This is a genomic window from Crossiella sp. CA198 (genome assembly GCF_052078295.1).
Taxonomy (GTDB): domain Bacteria; phylum Actinomycetota; class Actinomycetes; order Mycobacteriales; family Pseudonocardiaceae; genus Crossiella.
Window position 1 is genome coordinate 86651 of record NZ_JBQJIM010000019.1, and the last position, 20582, is coordinate 107232.

General features: G+C 70.9%; 14 protein-coding genes. 5 read left to right on the plus strand and 9 right to left on the minus strand.

The features are described 5' to 3' along the window. Nucleotides 1–23: 23 nt before the first annotated feature. Nucleotides 24–986, plus strand: coding sequence for a helix-turn-helix transcriptional regulator (locus ACTOWY_RS29885; protein ID WP_441312939.1), 963 nt, complete (start codon nucleotides 24–26; stop codon nucleotides 984–986). Here the strand turns inward: ACTOWY_RS29885 and ACTOWY_RS29890 are convergent. The 6 genes from ACTOWY_RS29890 to ACTOWY_RS29915 all read right to left on the minus strand — a co-directional run bounded on the left by ACTOWY_RS29890 (nucleotide 983) and on the right by ACTOWY_RS29915 (nucleotide 11852). Then, nucleotides 983–1165 (minus strand): DUF6104 family protein, encoded by a 183-nt coding sequence (locus ACTOWY_RS29890; protein WP_185001806.1) that lies wholly within the window; start codon nucleotides 1163–1165, stop codon nucleotides 983–985. The two genes, ACTOWY_RS29885 and ACTOWY_RS29890, sit on opposite strands and share 4 nt — an antisense overlap. Before the next feature lie 72 nt (nucleotides 1166–1237). After that, complete coding sequence (locus ACTOWY_RS29895) at nucleotides 1238–4915, minus strand: multifunctional oxoglutarate decarboxylase/oxoglutarate dehydrogenase thiamine pyrophosphate-binding subunit/dihydrolipoyllysine-residue succinyltransferase subunit (protein WP_441312940.1); 3678 nt, start codon at nucleotides 4913–4915, stop codon at nucleotides 1238–1240. Between the two features lie 180 nt (nucleotides 4916–5095). Next, complete coding sequence (locus ACTOWY_RS29900) at nucleotides 5096–8845, minus strand: ABC transporter ATP-binding protein (RefSeq protein WP_441312941.1); 3750 nt, start codon at nucleotides 8843–8845, stop codon at nucleotides 5096–5098. 38 nt (nucleotides 8846–8883) lie between these two features. Then, nucleotides 8884–9714, minus strand: coding sequence for a hypothetical protein (locus tag ACTOWY_RS29905; RefSeq protein ID WP_441312942.1), 831 nt, complete (start codon nucleotides 9712–9714; stop codon nucleotides 8884–8886). Further along, nucleotides 9714–10823: an ABC transporter ATP-binding protein gene (locus ACTOWY_RS29910; RefSeq protein ID WP_441313050.1), complete on the minus strand. Its 1110-nt coding sequence runs from the start codon at nucleotides 10821–10823 to the stop codon at nucleotides 9714–9716. Before ACTOWY_RS29910 ends, ACTOWY_RS29905 begins: the two co-directional genes overlap by 1 nt. 96 nt (nucleotides 10824–10919) lie before the next feature. Further along, nucleotides 10920–11852 carry a hypothetical protein gene (locus tag ACTOWY_RS29915; protein ID WP_441312943.1) on the minus strand — a complete coding sequence of 311 codons (933 nt, stop codon included), beginning with the start codon at nucleotides 11850–11852 and terminating at the stop codon, nucleotides 10920–10922. Nucleotides 11853–12535: 683 nt separating this feature from the next. Here ACTOWY_RS29915 and ACTOWY_RS29920 point away from each other — a divergent pair. Together ACTOWY_RS29920 and ACTOWY_RS29925 are read left to right on the plus strand one after the other, a co-directional pair. Continuing rightward, the gene (locus ACTOWY_RS29920; protein ID WP_441312944.1) at nucleotides 12536–13678 is read left to right on the plus strand and encodes a nucleotide disphospho-sugar-binding domain-containing protein; all 1143 of its coding nucleotides are present in this window, start codon (nucleotides 12536–12538) and stop codon (nucleotides 13676–13678) included. A gap of 151 nt (nucleotides 13679–13829) precedes the next feature. Then, nucleotides 13830–14927, plus strand: coding sequence for a glycosyltransferase (locus ACTOWY_RS29925; protein ID WP_441312945.1), 1098 nt, complete (start codon nucleotides 13830–13832; stop codon nucleotides 14925–14927). On the opposite strand, the gene ACTOWY_RS29930 is transcribed toward ACTOWY_RS29925, so the two are convergent. The 3 genes from ACTOWY_RS29930 to ACTOWY_RS29940 form a co-directional block, all read right to left on the minus strand. Then, nucleotides 14911–15228: a DUF202 domain-containing protein gene (locus ACTOWY_RS29930; protein WP_185001815.1), complete on the minus strand. Its 318-nt coding sequence runs from the start codon at nucleotides 15226–15228 to the stop codon at nucleotides 14911–14913. The two genes, ACTOWY_RS29925 and ACTOWY_RS29930, sit on opposite strands and share 17 nt — an antisense overlap. Further along, nucleotides 15225–15584, minus strand: coding sequence for a YidH family protein (locus tag ACTOWY_RS29935; protein ID WP_441312946.1), 360 nt, complete (start codon nucleotides 15582–15584; stop codon nucleotides 15225–15227). Before ACTOWY_RS29935 ends, ACTOWY_RS29930 begins: the two co-directional genes overlap by 4 nt. A gap of 162 nt (nucleotides 15585–15746) precedes the next feature. After that, entirely contained in the window at nucleotides 15747–16616 is an 870-nt protein-coding gene (locus tag ACTOWY_RS29940; protein WP_441312947.1) for a trypsin-like serine peptidase, read from the minus strand. Between the two features lie 234 nt (nucleotides 16617–16850). Here ACTOWY_RS29940 and ACTOWY_RS29945 point away from each other — a divergent pair, with 234 nt between their 5' ends. Both ACTOWY_RS29945 and ACTOWY_RS29950 read left to right on the plus strand, forming a co-directional pair. Continuing rightward, nucleotides 16851–19217, plus strand: coding sequence for a glycosyl hydrolase family 95 catalytic domain-containing protein (locus ACTOWY_RS29945; RefSeq protein ID WP_441312948.1), 2367 nt, complete (start codon nucleotides 16851–16853; stop codon nucleotides 19215–19217). 54 nt (nucleotides 19218–19271) lie between these two features. Further along, nucleotides 19272–20552: an RNA-guided endonuclease InsQ/TnpB family protein gene (locus ACTOWY_RS29950; protein ID WP_441312949.1), complete on the plus strand. Its 1281-nt coding sequence runs from the start codon at nucleotides 19272–19274 to the stop codon at nucleotides 20550–20552. Nucleotides 20553–20582 lie beyond the last annotated feature (30 nt).

Genomic DNA, 20582 nt, shown 5'->3' on the forward strand with positions numbered 1-20582 from the left:
GCAACGGTGGCAGTCTTGGGGACATGAGCCCACTCGCCCGCGTCATGCGGTTGCTATCGCTGTTGCAGGCCCGCCGGGAATGGTCAGGGGCGGAGCTGGCGCAGCGGCTGGCGGTCACCGACCGAACCGTGCGGCGCGATGTGGAGAAGCTGCGCGAACTGGGCTACCCGGTACACGCCGGCACCGGCACCGCGGGCGGCTACCGGCTGGTCTCCGGCCGGAACCTGCCGCCGCTGGCCCTGGACGAGGAGGAGGCGGTCGCGGTGGCCACCGGGCTGCTCACCGCCGCGGGCAGCGGGGTCAGCGGGGTGGCCGAGACCGCGGTGCGCGCGCTGGCCAAGCTGTCCCAGATCCTGCCGTCCCGGCTGCGGCACCGGGTGGCCGCGGTCGCCCAGGCCACCGAGGCGGTGCAGCCGGTCAGCGGCGCGCAGGTCGACCCGGCGGTGCTGGCCGTGCTGGGTGCGGCGGTGCGGGACGGGGAGCTGCTGACCTTCGGCTACCGGCGGCGGGACGGCTCGGCGGGGGAGCGGCGGGCCGAACCGCACCGGCTGGTCACCGCCTACCGGCTCTGGTACCTGCTGGCCTACGACCCGGCACGGGCCGACTGGCGCACCTTCCGGGTGGACCGGATCACCGACCCTCGGCCCACCGGCCGCCGGTTCGCACCACGCGAGCTGCCCGCCGCGGACACCGGCGCCTACCTGGACCGGGTGCTGGCCACCACGCCCTACCGGCACAGCGCGGTGGTCCGGATCGCTGCGGCGCCGCGGGAGGTGCTCGCCTGGGTGTTCCGGCTGCTGCCCGCGCGGGTCACCGAGGTCGAGGGCGGCAGCGAGGTGCTGCTGAGCGCCGATCAGCCGCGGGAGGTGGCCAGGGATGTGCTCAGCCTGGCCGCGCTCGGGGCCGGGCTGGTGATCGTCGAGGCGGACGAGCTGGTCCGGGCCGAGCTGGACGCGGCCCGGGACCGGCTCGGTCAGTGCGGCTAGTCGTCCAGGTCGTCGGCGTCGTCGCGGGCCAGGAAGGTCGCCAGCCGCTCGATGGTGGTCTCGAAGTCCGGGTTGGCGTCGACGAAGGCGCGCAGTTTGTCGGCCACCCAGGCCAGGGTGACCTCCTCCTCGCCGCGCCGCTGCTCCAGCTCCTCGATACCGCGGTCGGTGAAGTACACGGATTTCCTCCGGGATAAGGCCGAGCCGCCAAGTCCACAGTGGACTTGGCGGCTCGGGACCACTTCAAACGATCAGTCGAAAGCCTTGGCGATCAAGGCCGCCTGCTCGACCTCGTGCACCTTGCTGGACCCGGCCGACGGGGCGGCCATCGCGCGCCGCGAGACGCGCTTGAGTCCGGCCAGCCGCTCCGGCAGCAGTTCCGGCAGGGACAGCCCCAGGAACGGCCAGGCGCCCTGGTTGGCAGGCTCCTCCTGGACCCAGCGGACGTCCTTGGCGTTGGGGTACTTGTCCAGTACCAGGGCCAGCTTCTTGTGCGGCACCGGGTAGAGCTGCTCGATGCGCACGATCGCCACGTTGTCCGCGCCGCGCTTCTGCCGCTCGGCGTTGAGTTCGTAGCTGATCTTGCCGCTGCACAGCAGCACCCGGTCGACCTTGTTCGGGTCGGCGACCAGCGGATCGGCCAGCACCGAGTGGAACTTGCTCTCGGTGAAGTCCTCGACCGGGCTGGTCGCGGTCTTCAGGCGCAGCATCGACTTGGGGGTGAACACCACCAGCGGGCGGTTGATCCCGTCCAGGGCGTGCCGGCGCAGCAGGTGGAAGTAGCTGGCCGGGGTGGAGGGCACCGCCACGGTCATCGAGCCCTCGGCGCACAGCTGCAGGAACCGCTCGATCCGGCCCGAGGTGTGGTCAGGGCCCTGGCCCTCGTGGCCGTGCGGCAGCAGCAGCACGACGTCGGAGCGCTGGCCCCACTTGGCCTCGCCGGAGGAGATGAACTCGTCGATGATCGGCTGGGCGCCGTTGACGAAGTCACCGAACTGGGCTTCCCAGAGCACCAGCGCGTCCGGGTTGGCCACCGAGTAGCCGTACTCGAAGCCGAGCGCGGCGAACTCCGACAGCGCCGAGTCGTAGACCAGGAACTTGGCCTGGTCGTCGGACAGGTTCTGCAGCGGGGTGTATTCCTTGCCGGTCTTGCGGTCGATCAGCACCGAGTGCCGCTGCACGAAGGTGCCGCGGCGGGAGTCCTGACCGGCCAGCCGGACCCGGCGCTGCTCCATCACCAGCGAGCCGAAGGCCAGCAGCTCGGCGAAGGCCCAGTCGATGCCGCCCTCGCGGGCCATCTTGGCCCGGCGTTCCAGCACCGGCTTGACCCGCGGGTGCGGGCTGAAGCCCTCCGGCAGGTTGATGTGCGAGTCGGCGATGTGGGTCAGCGTCTCCAGCGAGATCGCGGTCTTGAGCTTGGTCGGGATGACCTGCTCGGCCTCCACCGACGGGCTCACCACGGCCGGGTGCTTCTCCAGCTCGCGGACCTCGTTGAAGACGTGCTCCAGCTGGCTGCCGAAGTCCTTCAGCGCGCTCTCGGCCTCCTCGACCGAGATGTCGCCCCGGCCGATCAGCGCCTCGGTGTAGGTCTTGCGGACCGAGCGCTTGGTGTCGATCAGGTCGTACATGGCCGGCTGGGTCATCGACGGGTCGTCGCCCTCGTTGTGACCACGGCGCCGGTAGCAGATCATGTCGATCACGACGTCCTTGCCGAAGGCCCGGCGGTACTCCATCGCCAGCTTCGCCACCCAGACACAGGCCTCGGGGTCGTCGCCGTTGACGTGGAAGACCGGCGCCTCGATCATCTTGGCGACGTCGGTGCAGTACTGGCTGGAGCGCGAGTACTCCGGCGCGGTGGTGAAGCCCACCTGGTTGTTGACCACCACGTGCACGGTGCCGCCGGTGCGGTAGCCGCGCAGCAGCGCCAGGTTCAGCGTCTCGGCCACCACACCCTGACCGGCGAAGGCGGCGTCGCCGTGCAGCATGACCGGCACCACGGTGAAGCCCTCGGCGCCCTTGTCCAGGATGTCCTGCTTGGCCCGGACGATGCCTTCCAGCACCGGGTCCACGGCTTCCAGGTGCGAGGGGTTACAGGTCAGCGAGACCTTGACCTCGCCGTCGCCGAACATCCGGAAGTACTTGCCCTCGGCGCCGAGGTGGTACTTCACGTCGCCGGAGCCGTGCGCCTGGCCCGGGTCCAGGTTGCCCTCGAACTCGCGGAAGATCTGCGAGATCGGCTTGCCCACGATGTTGGCCAGCACGTTGAGGCGGCCCCGGTGCGGCATGCCGATGACGACCTCGTCCAGGTCATACTCGGCGGCCTTGTCCAGCACCGCGTCCAGCAGCGGGATGACGGTCTCGCCGCCTTCGAGGGAGAACCGCTTCTGCCCGACGTACTTGGTCTGCAGGAAGGTCTCGAAGGCCTCGGCCGCGTTGAGCTTGCTCAGGATGTAGATCTGCTCGGCCTGGTCCGGCTTGGAGTGCGGGACCTCGATCCGCTCCTGCAGCCACTTGCGCTCGTCCGGGCCGAGGATGTGGGTGTACTCGATGCCCACGGTGCGGCAGTAGGAGTTGCGCAGCACGCCGAGGACGTCGCGCAGCTTCATCCGCTCCTGGGCCGCGAAGCCGCCGACGGCGAACTCCCGGTCCAGGTCCCACAGGGTCAGGCCGTGCGAGAGCACGTCCAGGTCCGGGTGGCGGCGCTGGCGGTAGTTCAGCGGGTCGGTGTCGGCCATCAGGTGGCCGCGGCTGCGGAAGGCGTCGATCAGCTCCAGCACGCGGGCGGTCTTGTCCACCGCGCCGTCCGGGATGTCGGCCACCCAGCGGATCGGCTCGTACGGGATGCGCAGCGAGGCGAAGATGCTGTCGTAGAAGCCGTCCTCGCCCAGCAGCAGCTGGTGGATCCGGCGCAGGAACTCGCCGGACTCGGCGCCCTGGATGATCCGGTGGTCGTAGGTGGACGTCAGCGTGATGATCTTGCTGATGCCCATCTTGATCAGGGCCTTCTCGCTGGCGCCCTGGAACTCGGCCGGGTACTCCATCGCGCCAACGCCGATGATCGCGCCCTGACCGGCGGTCAGCCGCGGCACCGAGTGGTTGGTGCCGATGGTGCCGGGGTTGGTCAGCGAGATCGTGGTGCCGGTGAAGTCGTCGTTGCCGAGCTTGCCGCCGCGCGCCTTGCGGATCAGGTCCTCATACGCCTGCCAGAACTGCAGGAAGGACATGGACTCGCAGCTCTTGATGGAGGCAACCACCAGGGTGCGGGCGCCGTCCTTGCCTGGCAGGTCGATGGCCAGGCCGAGGTTGACGTGCTCGGGCGTGCCGATGGTCGGCTTGCCGTCGGTCTCGGCGAAGAACCGGTTCATGTTCGGGTAGCTCTCCAGCGCCCGAACGATCGCGTAACCGATGAGGTGGGTGAAGGAGACCTTCCCACCGCGGGTCCGCTTGAGGTGATTGTTGATCACGATCCGGTTGTCCGCGAGCAGCTTGGCCGGGACCGAGCGCACCGAGGTGGCGGTCGGCACGGTCAGCGACTGCTCCATGTTCCTGGCGATCGCCGCGGCGGCGCCACGCAGCGGCTTGCGCTCGCCGGGACCCGCGGGCTGCTTCACCGGGGTCGCGGTCGCGGCGGCCGACGGGGTCGGCTTCGCCTTGGCCGGGGTCGCCACCTTGGGGGCGGTCGCCGGTGCTTGACCATTGGTGTCAGGCGCCTTCGGGGGGGCTGCCTGGGTTGTTGTCACAGTGCTGGCGGCGGCCGACTGCGCCGCTGTCACGCCGGTGTCGGCGGACTTCTGCGTCGGCTTGTAGTCGGCGAAGAAGTCGTGCCACGCCGGGTCTACGGAGGTGGGATCAGCGAGGAAGTTCTCGTACATTTCCTCGACTAGCCACTCATTGGGGCCGAACTGTGACGCAGGGCTGCTGCTGGACACGGCCGACACTCGCCTCGATCCATCTGCTCGGGGTAAGACACACTCTGTTTCAGGCTAGTCCTACCGCGCGCCGCCGTGGTACAGGGCGGGGGCAGCACGCGGAGGGCTAGGTCACAGAATCGTTTACTGGATCGTTTTAGTGTGAAATCGGCACCTCAAGGCCAGCTCAAGGCAGGTCCGCTAGGCGGCATCGAGGGTTCCAGCGGCCCATAAACGGGCGTAGGCGCCGCCCATCGCGAGCAGCTGGGTGTGGGTGCCCTCCTCCTCGATCCGGCCGCCGGCGAGGACCACGATGCGGTCCGCGCGGGCCGCGGTGGCCAGCCGGTGGGCGACCACGAAGGTGGTGCGTTCGCCGCTGAGGCGGTCGCTCGCGTCCAGCACGGCGGCTTCGGTGGCCGGGTCCAGGGCGGCGGTGGCCTCGTCCAGCAGCAGCAGGTCCGGGTCGACCAGGCGGGCCCTGGCCAGTGCGACCAGCTGACGCTGACCGGCGGAAAGCCCTTGCCCGCGTTCGCCTACCGGCTGGCGGAACCCGGCGCGCAGGCCGGCGATCATGGGCAGCGCGCCGACCGAGCGGGCCGCGGCCTCCAGCTCGGCGGGGGTGGATTCCGGTCTGCCGTAACCGATGTTGCCCGCCACGTCGCCGGTGAACAGGTGCGCTTCCTGCGGCACCACGCCCAGCCTGCCGCGGTAACCGGGCAGGTCGTAGGCGCGGATGTCCACCCCGTCCACCAGCACCGCGCCCTGCGTGGCGTCGTAGAACCGGGCGATCAGCTTGACCAGGGTGGATTTGCCCGCGCCGGTCGCGCCGACCAGCGCGATGGTCTCGCCGGGACGCACGGTCAGCGAGATATCGCTCAACGCGGGCCGATCCGTGCCCGGATAGGTGAATCCGACCCCGCGCAGCTCCACCGCGCCACGCAGCCGGGCCGGCACCGCGCGCGGGTGGCCCGCCGGTGGCACCGAGGTCGGGGTGCGCAGCAGGTCGCCGATCCGGCGCAGGCCGACCTTGGCCTGCTGGTAGCCGTCGAAGACCCCGGACAGCTGCTGGATCGGGGCGAAGAACAGGCCCAGGTAGAGCAAGAAGGCCAGCAGCACGCCGGTGGTCAGCGAGCCGGTGGCCACCCGGTAGGCGCCCACGCCCAGCACCGCGGCCTGGGCCAGGTCGGAGAGCAGGGTGACGAACGGGAAGTAGGTCGCGATGTAGCGCTGGGCGCGCAGCCGGGACCGCCGGTAGGCGTCGCTGCGCTCGGCGAAGGCGGCCGCGGAGTGCTCCTCCCTGGTGAAGGCCTGGGAGACGCGCAGCCCGGAGACGTTCTCCTGCAGGTCGGCGTTGACCACCGAGACCCGTTCCCGCGCCTCGGCGTAGGCCTGCGAGGAGTACCGCCGGAAGATCACCGTGGCGCCCAGCAGGATCGGCAGCGCGGCCAGTGCGACCAGGGCCAGCGCCAGATCGGTGACCAGCAGGGCGACCGCGATGCCGCCCACGGTCAGCACGCTGACCACCGCGGTGGCCAGTCCGGTCTGCAGGAACGTGGACAGCGCGTCCACGTCGGTGGTCATCCGGGTCATGATCCGCCCGGCCAGCTCGCGCTCGTAGTAGTCGAGGCCGAGCCGTTGCAGGTGGCTGAAACTGCGCACCCGCAGCAGGTAGAGCACGCTCTCCCCGGCCCGCGCGGTGACCAGGGTCTGCGCGCTGACCACGACCCAACCGATGCCGACCACCAGCACGCCGAGCAGCACCAGCCCGGCCAGCGCCCAGCCCGAGCGCCCGCCGACCCCGGCGTCCACGCCGTGCCGGAACAGGGTGGGCAGCGCGATCGAGGCGGCCGCGTCCACCGCCACGAAGGCCACCGCGAGCAGCAGCAACGACCGCACCGGGTGCAGCAGCCTGCGTAACCGGAAACCGGGGTCGGGCGCGCGGGCGTCGATGCCCGGCAGCTCCGGCTCGTCCCGCACCGGCGGCAGCTTGTCCACCTGGGCGAGCAGTTCCGGGGTCGGTTCCAGCGCACCCAGCGCGGCGCCCCGGCTACCACCTCGGCCGGACCGGCCGCCTGCCGCGGCCTGCCGGGCCGAGTTGCTTGGCGCCCAGGTCTCCGCGGGCGGGTCCGGCCACAGCGCGGGCGTGACCCCGTCCGGGCCTGGCTCCAGCCGTTGCGGCGCTTCGGCCTGGGCCTCCTCGATCACCTCGCCCGGACCGGCCAGCAAGGCCCGGAACAACGCGCAGCGCTGGGTCAGCTCGGCCCTGGTGCCGACGTCGACCACCTTGCCGCCGTCGAGCACCGCGATCCGGTCGGCCAGCGCCAGGGTGGACCGGCGGTGCGCGATGAGCAGGGTGGTCCGGCTCGCGGTGACCGCGTGCAGGGTGGCGTGGATGGCGGCCTCGGTGGCCGGGTCCACCGCGGAGGTGGCGTCGTCCAGGATCAGCACCCTGGGGTCGGACAGCAGTGCGCGGGCCAGCGCGACCCGCTGCCGCTGGCCACCGGAAAGAGTGAGTCCGCGCTCGCCGACCACGGTGTCGTAGCCGTGCGGCAGCGCCTCGATGAACTCGTGCGCCTCCGCGGCCCTGGCCGCCGCCTCGACCTCGGCGTCGGTGGCCGCGGGTCTGCCGTAGGCGATGTTGGCGCGCACGCTGTCGGAGAACAGGAACGCCTCCTCGAACACCACCCCGATCGCCCCGCGCAACGCGGCGATCCGCAGTCCCCTGATGTCCGCCCCGCCCAGCTTCACCGCGCCCGCGTGCACGTCGTAGAACCGGGGCAGCAGCAGTGACACGGTGGACTTGCCCGAGCCCGCGGTGCCCACCAGGGCCAGCGTCTCGCCCGGCGCCACGTGCAGGCTCACCCCGTCCAGCACCGGCTCACCTCGGCTGTAGCCGAACCGGACGTCCTCGAAGGAGACCGCCAGCGGCCCGTCCGGCAGGCCGGCGGCGTCCGGGGCGTCGGTGACCTCGGGCTGGGAGTCGACCAGGTCGTACACCCGCTCCACGCTGGCCCTGGCCAGCTGGCTGGTGATCAGCAGGCTGGACAGCATCCGGGCCGGGCCGATCAGGTTGGCCACGTAGGTGGCGAAGGCCAGGAAGGTGCCCAGGCTGACCTGCCCGTTGAGCGCGAGCACCCCGCCGAAGCCGAGCACGCCGACCTGGCCGAGCGCGGGTAACGCGGCCAGCGTCGCGTTCGGCCGGGCGGTCAGCCGGGCCGCGCGCAGCCGTTCGCCGAAGAGCCGGGTGGCCGCCGCTTCCAGCCTGCCGGTCTCCCTGGCCTCCTGCCCGAAGCCCTTGACCACCCGGACCCCGGTGACCGTCTCCTCCACGTGCTGGGCCACGTCCGCGGCCCGCTGCTGGGCCGACCAGGTGGCCGGGAACAACACGCCCCTGCTGCGCAGCACGGTCACGAAGACCATCGGCACCACCAGCAGCGCGACCAGGGTGAGCAGCGGGGACAGCCACAGCATCGCGGCCAGCGCGATCACCGCGAAGACCACCTGCCCCGCGGCCAGCGGCACCATCGACATCAGCGAGTAGACCAGCTGCAGGTCGGTGATCGCCCGGGAGACCACCTGCCCGGTGCGCAGCGAGTCCTGGGTGCCGCCGTCCAGCCGCTGCACCGAGGCGAACACCGCGCGCCGCAGGTCGTGCTGCACGTCCAGGGCCAGCCGCCCGCCCAGGTAACGGCGCACGAACCCGGCGCCGAAGGACAGCAGCGCCAGCGCGCTCAGCCCGGCCACGATCCAGCCCAGCCAGGCGGTGCTGCCAGCCACCGCGTCGTCCACCGCCCTGGCCAGCAGCAGCGGGGCCACGGCCTGCAGGCCCACCCCGACCACCGCGGCCAGCATCGCGGCCACCACGAGCTTCGGGTGCGCCCAGCAGGCACGGCTCAGTTTGCGGATCCAGCCAGGGCCTGCGGGTTGCTGCGTGGTGGTCGGTTCGGGCACCCCCTCACGCTAACCCGGGGTGCCGACACATTTTCCGATCAGGCGATGTCCCGCCGCTGCGCGACCAGCCTGCCCAGGCCGAGGAACAGCGCGAGGTAGCCGAGGAACACCAGGCCACTGAGCCACCAGGACGGTTCGCTGGCGTCGGTGAGGGCGCGGCCCATGCTGCGCATGCTGGTGCCGATGTTGTCCATGAACAGGTCCTGGCCCACCCCGCTGACCAGGCCGTTGCCCACCGCGTTGGGCAGGAAGTTGCCGACCTCGCCCACGCCCTGGGCACCCAGCAGGCCGCGGAGCAGCCGTTCCACCAGCGCGCCCAGCGGCACCACCAGCACGATCGCGATCTGGTTGCTCATCAGCGCGCCCAGGCCGACGCCCAGCACCGCCCACAGCACGTTGGCCAGCACCGAGACCAGGCAGAGCACCAGCCAGGAGCCCAGGTTCGGGAAGTTGTCGATGTCCAGCGCCAGCAGCGCGCCGATCGAGCCGAACAACACGATGACCACGCCGTAGAGCACCCCGAAACCACCGTAGGCGGCCAGCTTGGCCAGCAGCACCGAGGTGCGCGAGGGCGCGGTGAGGTAGGTGGTGGTGATCGTGCGGTGCTGGAACTCCGCGGCCACCGCCAGCCCGCCGAAGATCGCGGTGAAGATGGTGCCGATGTTCACCCCGGTGGGGAAGACCAGCAGCGCCAGCGGCACGTTGATCTCGGTGTCCTGGACCTGCGAGGCCACGCTGGAGAGCAGCATGCCGAACGCGCTGCCGCCGAGGGTGACCAGCAGCGTGACCAGCGCCGCCGGGATCAGCAGCGCCCACCAGACGTTGGTGGTCAGGATCTTGCGCAGCTCGCTCTTGATCAGGGCGCCCATCAGGCGTTACCTCCGTACTGGTTGCCCTGCTGACCGGGCTGTGGCGGATAACCGGGCTGCTGCGGCTGCTGATAACCCGGTTGGTACGCCTGTTCCTGCTGGTAGGCCTGCTGGTAGGAGGTCGGGGCCGGCAGGCCGCCGGAGGGCGGTCCCCAGCCACCGCCGGGCGGGGTCGGCGGCGGATACTGGCCGGGCGCCGCCCCGGTGTACTGGGCGCTGGTGAGCTGGAAGAACAGCCGCTCCAGGTCGACCTGCTCCTCCTGCATGGCGTAGATGGCCACGCCCGCGGCCAGCGCCACGTCGGCGACCTGCTTGGTGTGCACGCCGGTGATGGCCAGCCTGCCGTCCTGGGTCGGCTCGATCATGGTGTGCCCGGCCGCCTGCAAGGCCTCGACCAGCTTGTGCGGGTCGGAGGGCTGCACGATGACCCGGCTCTGCTGGGACTGGCGCAGCGTGTCCAGACCGCCGTTGTAGACGGTCCGGCCGCGGCTGATGATCACCACGTGGTCCACGGTCTGCTCGACCTCGGCCAGCAGGTGGCTGGAGACCAGCACGGTGCGGCCGCTGCGGGCGAAGGACTGCAGGAAGGTGCGCAGCCAGGCGATGCCCTCCGGGTCCAGCCCGTTGGCAGGCTCGTCCAGCACCAGCACCTGCGGATCGCCCAGCAGCGCGGTGGCCAGCGCCAGGCGCTGCCGCATGCCGAGGGAGAAGCTGCCTGCCCGCCGGTCGGCCGCGGCGGCCAGGCCGACCAGCTGGAGCACCTGGTCCACCCGCTCGTCCGGCACCATCAGCGCGGCGGCGTAGATCTTGAGGTGATTGCGCGCGGACCGGCCGGGATGGAAGCTCTGCGCCTCCAGCACCGAGCCGACCACCCGGCCCGGCGTGCCGAGCCGCTCGTAGGGCACCCCGTTGATGGTCGATTGCCCGCCGGTGGGCCGGACCAGGCCGAGCACCATGCGCAGGGTGGTCGTCTTGCCCGACCCGTTGGGGCCGAGGAAGCCGGTCACAGTGCCGGGTTCGACGATGAAGCTGAGGTCCTGCACCGCGGTGATGTTCCCGAACTGCTTCGTCAGGTTCCCCACCACGATCCGGCCGCTGCCGTCGTGCACGCGTTCCTCCAGGTGCCACGGGGTACGGCCGCAATACTGCCGCATTGGTCGGCTCCGTGTAGGACAGTTGCCGACCATGGCGCCCGGAGTGACCGGTTACACGGGCCGCTGCCGGATCCGGGGCAGCGTGGGCTCGCGTTCGACCACGGCCGCCCGGTGGATGCCGGGGTCGGTGGTCTCCAGCGGCGCGGGCCGTTCCGGGTCGAGGGTGGCGCTGAGCTGTTCGAGCAGCTCGGGGTCGAGTTCGCTGGGCAGGGTGAGCCGGATCCGGGGGATCTCGGTGGTCACCTCGGCCGCGCCCTCGGCCGGGACCTCGGCCAGCGGCAGCGGCGTCTGGGCGGCGGCGCGGGCGCCTGCCGTGACCACGCTGACCGCGCCGATCACCGGCGGCGCCACGGTCTGCTGTTGTCCCCCGAGCGGGGACAACGGCGCGAGCTGACCGGGCGGCATGGTGCCGGTCACGGCCTGTGGGATGCGCACCGGCAGCACCGCGCCCGGGGGCAGGGTGCCGGTCAGCGGGGGCGTGGTCTCCGGCGTGATGGTGCCGTTGACCCCGGTGAACGGTGGGATCACGCCGGGCGGCATGGTGCCCTGGCGTTGCTGCGGCGGACCACCGGCCTGGGTGACCAGCGCGGCCAGCACGTCCGGCGGGATGGTGCTCTCCCTCGGCGGGTTCGGCAGCGCGGGCGGCACCGGTGGCACGGCGCGGGCGGCCTTGCGGCTGAACGGGTTCCGCTTGGCCATCCGGCGTTCCCGGTGCCCGGAGCCGTCGTTGATCAGGTGCTTGTGCGCGGTCAGCCACATCTGGCAGGGCCAGCGCCTGCCGCGGCCGAGGAACCCGCCGGGGCAGGCCTTGCAGCGGCCGTCCTCATCCGGCTGATGCACGGTCAGCAGCAACCGCCAGCCTTCGGCCAGGCGCTGAAGCTCGGTGCGCGCCAGCGGCAGCAGCGAGTTGGCGTCGCCCTCCTCGGCCAGTTGGTCAAGCAGGGCGAGCCGGTCCAGCACCGCCTGGCGCAGCACGTCGTCCATCCTGGTCGTCTCCTCGTCTCGCGGGGGAGGACTCCGCCAGGGCGTCGTCCAGTGCCGCGTGCAGAGCCCGGGTCTGCGTGGCGGACAGGACGGCCGTCTCTCCTGGCGGTGTGATGAGTAACACTGAGTCTGGTTCGGCGAGCAGGGTCACCGACCGCGCCCGTCCGAAGGGGTCATCGCATTCCACCCACCAGCGTGGTTCACCCATGGGCGGTGGCCCGGCCCCGGGAGCACTCGGCTGACCTCAGCCGCAGCGGCGCGAGCAGCGGGTTGACCGCGTTCGGCGCACTGGGCATGGGCATGGAGGAGTAATCGGCCGGGCACGGGCTGTCATGGAGTGCTCACCAGCGAAATCACTCGCATGCCTGGCCCGTCACTCGATTGCCTGCACCTGGCTTCTTCTCGAGAGCAAAAAGTATTCGAGGGCCGGTCGTGGGCCGGGCGCCGGTCCGCGTAGACTGACGGAGGCGGCTCGCTCCCGGTGACCCCCAGGCCGGTTGAGCGGGTCGCCCCTTCTTGTCTGATCAACATTGTGTTGGTCCCTCTTCGCGCAATCCCACAACAGGGTGATCCCACGCGGACCCGTCCGGTTCGTTCCGTGTTCCTTATTTATCTCACTCGACAAGATTCTCAGTGTGCGAGTTAGATGGGCAGGGAGGGTGATCGTCCACTGGGAGGAAGTCATGCGCGTCCTGTTCACCAGCTCGGCCGGCCTCGGCCACCTGTTCCCGATGATCTCCACCGCCTGGGCGTTACGAGCCGCCGGGCACGAAGTGCGGGTGGCCACCACCGGTCCCGCGGCCACCGCGGCGGCCAACGCCGGCCTCGCCGTGGTGGAGTCCTGTCCCGGTATCGACTGGGAAGCCGAGGTCCAGCGGATCATCGAGCAGAACTTCGGCACCGAGGGCTTCCCCGCCGCCCAGCCCGGCCAGCCCCGGCCCGACTCGATGGCCAGTGCGGGCGTCATGTTCGCGCACATGGCCGACCTGGCCGCCGACGAGACCGTCCGCCAGGCCGCGCTGTGGCAGCCGGACCTGGTGGTCTACGACCTGACCGACGCCACAGGCCCGATCGTGGCCGCCAAGCTCGGCATCCCCTGCGTGCAGCACGGCTTCGGCCTGACCAACGCGCAGGAGCTGTTCGACGGGATGCTGCCGCATCTCACCGACACCTTCACCCGCCTGGGCGTCGACGGCCTGGCCGAGAAGGCGAACGCGATCGACGTGGCCCCGCCCAGCCTGGAGGGCGAACTCAAGGGCATCAGCACCCGGTACGTGCCCTACAACGGCGGCGCGGTGCTGCCGGAGTGGCTCTCCGGGCCGAAGGAGCGCCCGCGGATCGTGATCACCATGGGCACCGCGATGGCCACCCACGTCGGTCTCAACCCGTGGCGGGCCATCCTGGACGTGGCCGTGGACGCCGACGCCGAGCTGATCCTGGCCGCCGGGTCGATGGACCTGTCCGAACTGGGTGAGCTGCCCCCGCACGTGCGCACCATCGGCTACCTGCCGCTGGGCGCGCTGCTCGGGGTCTGCGACGCGCTGGTGCACCACGGCGGCTCGGGCAGCACGCTCACCGCGGTCGACGCCGGGGTGACCCAGCTGATCGTGCCGCAGGGCGCGGACCAGTTCTACAACGCCGAGCGGATCGCCAAGCGCGGCGCGGGCCTGAGCGCCGAGCACGAGGGCGTCACCGCCGAGCAGATCCACCGCCTGCTGCACGACCAGGGCATCAAGACCGCGGTGGCCGAGGTCAAGGCGGAGATGGCCGCGCAGCCGAGTCCGGCCGCGCTGGTCCCGCACCTGGAAGCCATCGCGGGACACTGACCCCCTGAATGGTCCGGGTGGACGGCGAGCGGTGGGGCCGCCGTCCACCCGGGTCCAGCACCAGGGAGCCGGACATGCGAGTTCTTGTGGTCAGCTCGATGGCCGGTCTGGCACTGGCGGCCATTGCTCAAACTTGAGTAGGTTGGTGGGCATGCGCGTTCTGCTCACCAGCACCCCTGGTCTCGGCCACCTGTTCCCGATGATCTCCACTGCCTGGGCGCTGCGGGCGGCCGGCCACGAGGTCCGGCTGGCCACCGCGGACTCCGCCGCCACCGCGGCCGCGAACGCGGGCCTGACCGTGGTCGACGCCGCGCCCGGCGTGGACCTCAAAGCCGCGCTGGGCCTGCGTTTCGACGCCCACACCAAGCCCGGGCCCGGCGCCGAGCCGCCGGATCTGGTGGGCGAGGCAGGCCGGATGTTCGCCACCATGGGCGAGCTGATGCTGGCCGGGGCACTGGCGCACGCCGAGCAGTGGCGGCCGGACCTGGTGGTCTACGAGCTGTGCGACACCACCGGCCCGATCATCGCCGCCCGGCTCGGCATTCCCTGTGTGGCGCACGGGTTCGGCTTCAGCGGCGGGCACGGCCTGATCGAGGAGATCCACCGGCACGTCACCGAGCCGCTGGCCACCCCGGAGACCGCGCTGGACCTGGCCCCGCCGAGCATGCACGGCGGACTCAAGGGCATCAGCACCCGGTACGTGCCCTACAACGGCGGCGCGGTGCTGCCGGACTGGCTGGCGGCGCCGCGCGAACGGCCGCGGATCCTGGTCACCATGGGCACCATCGACCAGGGCGGGGCCGAGCTGAGCCCGTGGCAGCGGATCCTGGACGCGGCCGAGGACAGCGGCGCCGAACTGGTGCTGGCCGCCGGTCCGTGGGACCTGTCCGGGCTGGCGTTGCCGCCGCACGCCAGGGTGATCGGCTACCTGCCGCTGAACTCGCTGCTGGCCTACTGCGACGCCGCGATCCACCACGGCGGCTCGGGCAGCACGCTGACCGCGCTGGTCGCCGGGATCCCGCAGCTGCTCTCGCCCTACGGCGCGGACCAGTTCATCAACGCCGACCTGGTGGTCCAGCGGGGTGTCGGCTACGCCGCGATGGGCGGGCAGGTGACCGCCGAGCAGATCGACGGGCTGCTGCACGAGGAGAAGCTGAAGGCCGCGGTGGCCGAGGTGCGGGCGGAGATCGCCGCCCAGCCCAGCCCGGCCGAGCTGGTGCCGAACCTGGAGGTCATCGCGGGGCGCTGAGCACGTACAGCAGCGCGCCGAGCCCGAGCAGCCCGGCGAACAGGCTGGTCCACAGCGGCAGCCGCCCGTCCCACCGACTGGCCGAACCGGGCAGGTCGGCGCGGACGCGGCGGTACCGCCGCCGCAGGTCCAGGCTCACCAGCGCCGCCACCGGCCCGGCCACCAGCACGATCCCGGCGGCCAGCAACGGACTGCGGTGCGCGGCCAGCCGCAACAGCACCAGGGCCGCGCCGAGGAAGGCCAGCAGGGTGCGCCGCCAGGCCAGCACGGTCCGCTCGGGCTGCAGGCCGGGGTCGATCACAGCAGCACCATGAGCACCGCGAGCAGTCCGGCCAGCACCAGCACCGCGCCGAGCACCGGCAACAGGAACGGTCCCGGCAACGGCTGACCCAGTCGCATGGCGCGTTCAGCGGCGGCCCAGCGGAAGAACGCGGTGCCCGCGCACAGCACGCCCGAGAGCAGCAGCGACACCGCCAGCACGGCGCGCAGCGCGCCGTGCCCGGGATAACCGAGCGCCTCCACCGCCACTCCGCCCGCCATCAGGCCGAGCGCGGTGCGGATCCAGGCCAGGAAGGTCCGCTCATTGGCCAGGGTGAACCGCGGATCAGGCTCGTCACCGGCGTCGTAGACAAATCCAGGCCACCGTCGCGAGGTCACCGCAACACCCTAGAACGAGGTGTTCGGCCCGAGCGGGATGCGAGATGGTGAAGCTCGCCGCGCCGCCCGGGGGGCGGGGTGGCGTAGCCGGGTGGGGCGCGAGGGGGGCGGAGCCGGGCGGTGTGCCAGGGCAACGGGCACACCGCCCGGCTACTGCTCAGCTCAGGCCTGGACCTGGGTGTAGAAGGTCTTCGCGTTGGCGTCGAACAGGGTGCCCCAGGTGGTGGTGCGCCGGTCGGAGCGGCTGTTGACCGCCCAGATCTGGTCGCTGGCGTTCAGCCAGGCGCCACCGCTCTGGCCGCCGATGCCGTTGCAGGCCAGCGTCGCGTCAAAGGTCTGCACGCGGGCCTGGCCACTGCAGTTGTAGCTCTGCTGACCGGTGTAGGGGGACTCGGCCGGGTAGCCGTAGAGGGTGGACTGCTGGGCACGCTTGTCGCTGAACACGATGCTCTTCGCGCCGACGGTGTCGGTCAGCGACTTGCCGTTCTGCGAGGCCACCGAGAAGGCCGCGTAGTCGTAGGCGAAGTCACGCTGCGAGCTGGAGGTCCACCGGGCCGGGATGTGCAGCTTGGTGGCCGGCCAGGTGCCGTACGGGCGGGCGTTGTTCAGGAACGCGGGCAGGAAGCTCACGTTCGCCGAGGTGTTGCCGCCGTACTGCAGGCAGTGCGCCGCGGTCCACACCAGGTTCTTGTTGGCCGCCACCACCGAGGTCGCCGAGCAGCTGGAGTTGCGGCCGCCGGTGGTGAACAGCAGCCTGCCCTGGCTGCGCATCTTCTCCGTGGTGTACGGGCCGGGCACCGGCTGGATGGTGGCCTGCGGCGCGGCGGCGGACAGGCCGCCGGTGCTGCTCATGTCCGGGCCGGGCAGCGGCATGGGGTTGTTCACCGCGTCCTTGATCCGCTCTGGTGTCCAGTAGTCAGCGGTCTGCTGCGCGGACACCTCCTGGGTCGGACTGGCGGTGGCCGCGCCGACCGGGATCGCGGCCAGGGCGGCGGCGCAGGCGCCGAGTGCGAGCAAGCGGGTGAGCTTCATCGGGTGTTCCTTCCACCTCATGTGCAGGGGGCATGAGGACTCCGACGCTAGGAGCAGCACGTGGGCGGCAGGCAGGGTCCGTTCGGCGGGGGGCATTCAGTGAATGGACCCAAAAACCTGGCCAAAGGTCGGTGTTTTCGCAGGTTTACCCTTGACTGGGTAACCTTTTCGTTCCTAGTTTCGACCGGATAGGTCGGATGAATGCGCTTACCCATCGCACAGAGGGGTGCTGGGATGGACGGTGCGGGCGAACTGACCCGACGCGGATTACTGGGTGGCGCGCTGGCCGGAGTGGCGGGTGCGGTGGCAGCACCCGCGGCGCTGGCCGGCGCTGAAGACCCGGCCGCCCCCGTCGAAGCCGTGGGCAGCGGCTCGGCAGGGGGCGGCTGGGTCGACGGCCTCGGCGACCGCGGCTGGACCGACTTCCTCGCCTCCAGCGACCTGATCTGGCGCAAGCTCCCGGCGACCTGGGCCGAGGGCCCCTTCCTGGGCAACGGGTTCCTCGGCTCCGGCATCTACGCCCCGCCCGGCGGCAACAGCATCCGGTTCAACGTGCAGCACTCCGAGGTGCAGGATCACCGTCCCGAGTTCGGCGCGCTGTTCGGCCTGGCCCGGATCCCGATCGGCCATCTCGCGCTCACCCCCGTCGGCGCGATCACCGGCGTGGACTGGCGGCTGGACCTGAACAACGCCGAACTGCGCGGCACCATCACCACCGCGGCGGGCACCATCGGACTCCGCGCCATTGTCCACAGTGGACGATCGGTGCTCGCGGTGGAGCTGGCCCCCAGTGCCGGTGAGCGCGGCCTGACCTGGAAATTCCACCCGGCCACCGCGATCAGCCCGCGCACCGACCCACGCTTCAACAAGCCGCCACCGCCCGGTTTCCTGCCCAACCCGGCCCCGGAACTGGAACAGCACGGGGACACCCGGCTCGCGGCCCAGCCGCTGCTGGCCGGTGGCGGGCACGTCACCGCCTGGCGGGAGAGCACCCGCGGCGGCCGCCGCACCCTGTACGCCACCGTGGCGTGGGCGCACCCCGGCACCCCGCCGCGGGCCAAGGCCCTGCACGCGGTCCGGGCCGCCGCCACCCAGCCCTTCGACACCTTCGCCCGCGGCCATCGGCGCTGGTGGAACGACTACTACCGGAAGAGCTTCCTGTCCGTGCCGGACGGCAGGCTGCAGAGCTTCTACTGGATCCAGCTCTACAAGATCGCTTCCGCGGCCCGTGCGGACGCCCCGGTGATGGCCACCACCGGGCCCTGGCTCGAACCCACCCCGTGGCCTGCCACCTGGTGGAACCTCAACGTGCAGCTGGAGTACTGGCTCATCCACGGCTCCAACCACCTGGAGCTGGACGCGGTCACCCGCAGCCTGGACCGGCACCGGGACGCACTGCGCGAACAGGTGGACGCGGCCTACCGGGACGGCAGCTACGGCCTGCCGCGCACCACGGACATGTTCCTGCGCAACGGATCCGGCACCGGCACCGCGGGCTACGGCATCGGCGTCCCCGGCAAGGCCGAACCGACCCCGGAGGTCGGCAACCTGGTGTGGGCCCTGCACAACGTGTGGTTGTCCTACCGGCACACCATGGACGAGCACCTGTTGCGCGAGGTGCTCTTCCCGTTGCTGCGCGGCGCGATCCGCTACTACCTGCACTTCCTCAGCACCGGCCCGGACGGCAGACTGCATCTGCCGTTCACCTTCTCACCCGAGTACGGGATCAACGCGCCGGACTGCACCTACGACCTGGCCCTGCTGCGCTGGGGCTGCAAGACCCTCCTCGAAGCGGCGAAGATCCTGCGGGTGGCCGATCCGATGACCGGGCGCTGGCGCGAGGTGCTGGACAAACTCACCGGCTACCCGGTGGACGCCAACGGCTACATGATCGGCGCGGGCGCGCCGTTCGCGAAATCGCACCGGCACTACTCACACCTGCTGCAGGTCTACCCGCTCTACGAGATCACCTGGGAACAGCCCGAGCACCGCAAGCTCATCGAGACCTCCCTGGAGCACTGGATCAGCTTCGAGGGCGCGCTGCAGGGCTACAGCTTCACCGGCGCGGCCGCGATCTCCGCGCAGATGGGCCGCGGCGACAAGGCCGAGTTCTACCTCGGTGAGCTGCTGCGCCGCTTCGTCAAACCGAACACCATGTACCAGGAATCCGGGCCGGTGATCGAAACCCCGCTGTCCGCGGCCCAGTCCCTGCACGACATGCTGTGCCAGAGCTGGGGCGGGGTGATCCGGGTGTTCCCCGCGGTGCCCGCGAGCTGGCGCGAGGCAGTGCTGCACGAGTTCCGCACCGAGGGCGCGTTCCTGCTGTCCGCCAAGCGATCCGGCGGCGCCACCCAATGGGTGCGGCTGCGCAGCGAGGCCGGCGCCCCGTGCGTGCTGCGACCGGGCATCGAGGGTGAGATCAGCGTGCGGGACCGGTGGGGCCTGCCGAAACGCTGGCAGGACCTGGGTGAGGGGAAGATCGAGCTGTTCCTGCGCGCGGGCGAGGAGGTCCTGGTGCACCGCAAAGGCATCCGCCCGGATCTGCGCATCGGGCCGGTGACCCCGAACACACCGGCCGCCCCCTGGGGCTTACCCGGATAACGAACCGATGCCGGGTTCACTGTGGTGACAGGGGCCAGTGGAAGAATGGCTGTTGTGCGGCAGGTGGTGAAGGTCAGGTTGCTGCCGACACCGGAACAGGCGTCGGCTCTGTTGGCAACGCTGCACACCTGCAACGTGGCCGCGACCTGGTTATCCGAACAGATGCATCGTGACCGGGTGTGGCACAAGATCGATGCGCAGAAACGCTGGTACCGCGGACTGCGGGACTGGTTTGGTCTGTCGGCGCAGCCCACGGTCAGGGTCATCGGCAAGGTCGCCGAAGCCTACGCCACGGTGCGGGCAAACCTGCGGGCAGGAAACTACGGGCCAACTGGTTCAGCGCGTCGCCGGAAGGTTGCGGACAAACCGGTTCGATTCCGTTCGGACGCGGCACAACCCTTCGATGCTCGCTGCCTGTCCTGGCAGCTGCCCGAGCACGGTTGTGCGGGCACGGTGTCGATCTGGACGGTCGCCGGTCGGGTCCGCGATCTGCGGCTGGTGGGCAGTCCCGCACAGCTGGTTCTCCTGCGGGGCGGGACCATCGGCGAGACCGACCTGATCTGCCGTGACGGCATGTGGTTTCTGCACGCGGCCATCGACGTTCAGGAAGCGCCGTTACGGGAACCGGACGGGTTCCTCGGCGTCGACCTCGGGATTATCAACATCGCCACCACCAGCGATGGTCACCGGTCCTGCGGCTCGCACCTCAACCGGTACCGCGCACGGCAGCGGCGGCTCCGGCAGCGCCTACAGGTCAAGAAGACCTCCTCTGCCCGGCGTCTGCTCAAGAAACGCCGCCGCAGGGAAGCCCGGTTCGCCGCCGACGTGAACCACCGGATCAGCAAACGCATCGTGGCCGAGGCACAACGCACCGAGCGCGGTATCGCCGTCGAAGACCTGACGGGAATCCGCGGACGGGTACGGCTTCGCAAGCCCCAACGGGCCACGCTGCATGCCTGGGCCTTTGCTCAGCTTGGCCAGTACCTCCAGTACAAGGCCGCCCGGTCCGGGGTCGCGTTCGTGCAGGTCGATCCGGCCTACACGTCGCAGACCTGCAACCGGTGCGGGCATATCGACAAGAAAAGCCGACGCTCGCAAGCGTTGTTTGTCTGTGGCCGGTGTGGCTTCGTTGGGCACGCCGACCACAACGCGGCGCGCAACATCGCCACTCGCGGTGTTGTGCGCTGGGGCGAAGTTATGCGTCCAGACGCAGCGCCCACCCTGGCAGCCAGTCAGGGCGGCAGCAGCAACCCTAGTGGGAGACCCGGAAGGCGGGGACAGGCGACGAGCCTGTCCGCCGAGGGACGGGTTCTTGACAGCTATTTCTCAGCGTAGCTTCAGCCCTGGATGATTAGTTAGGAGTGC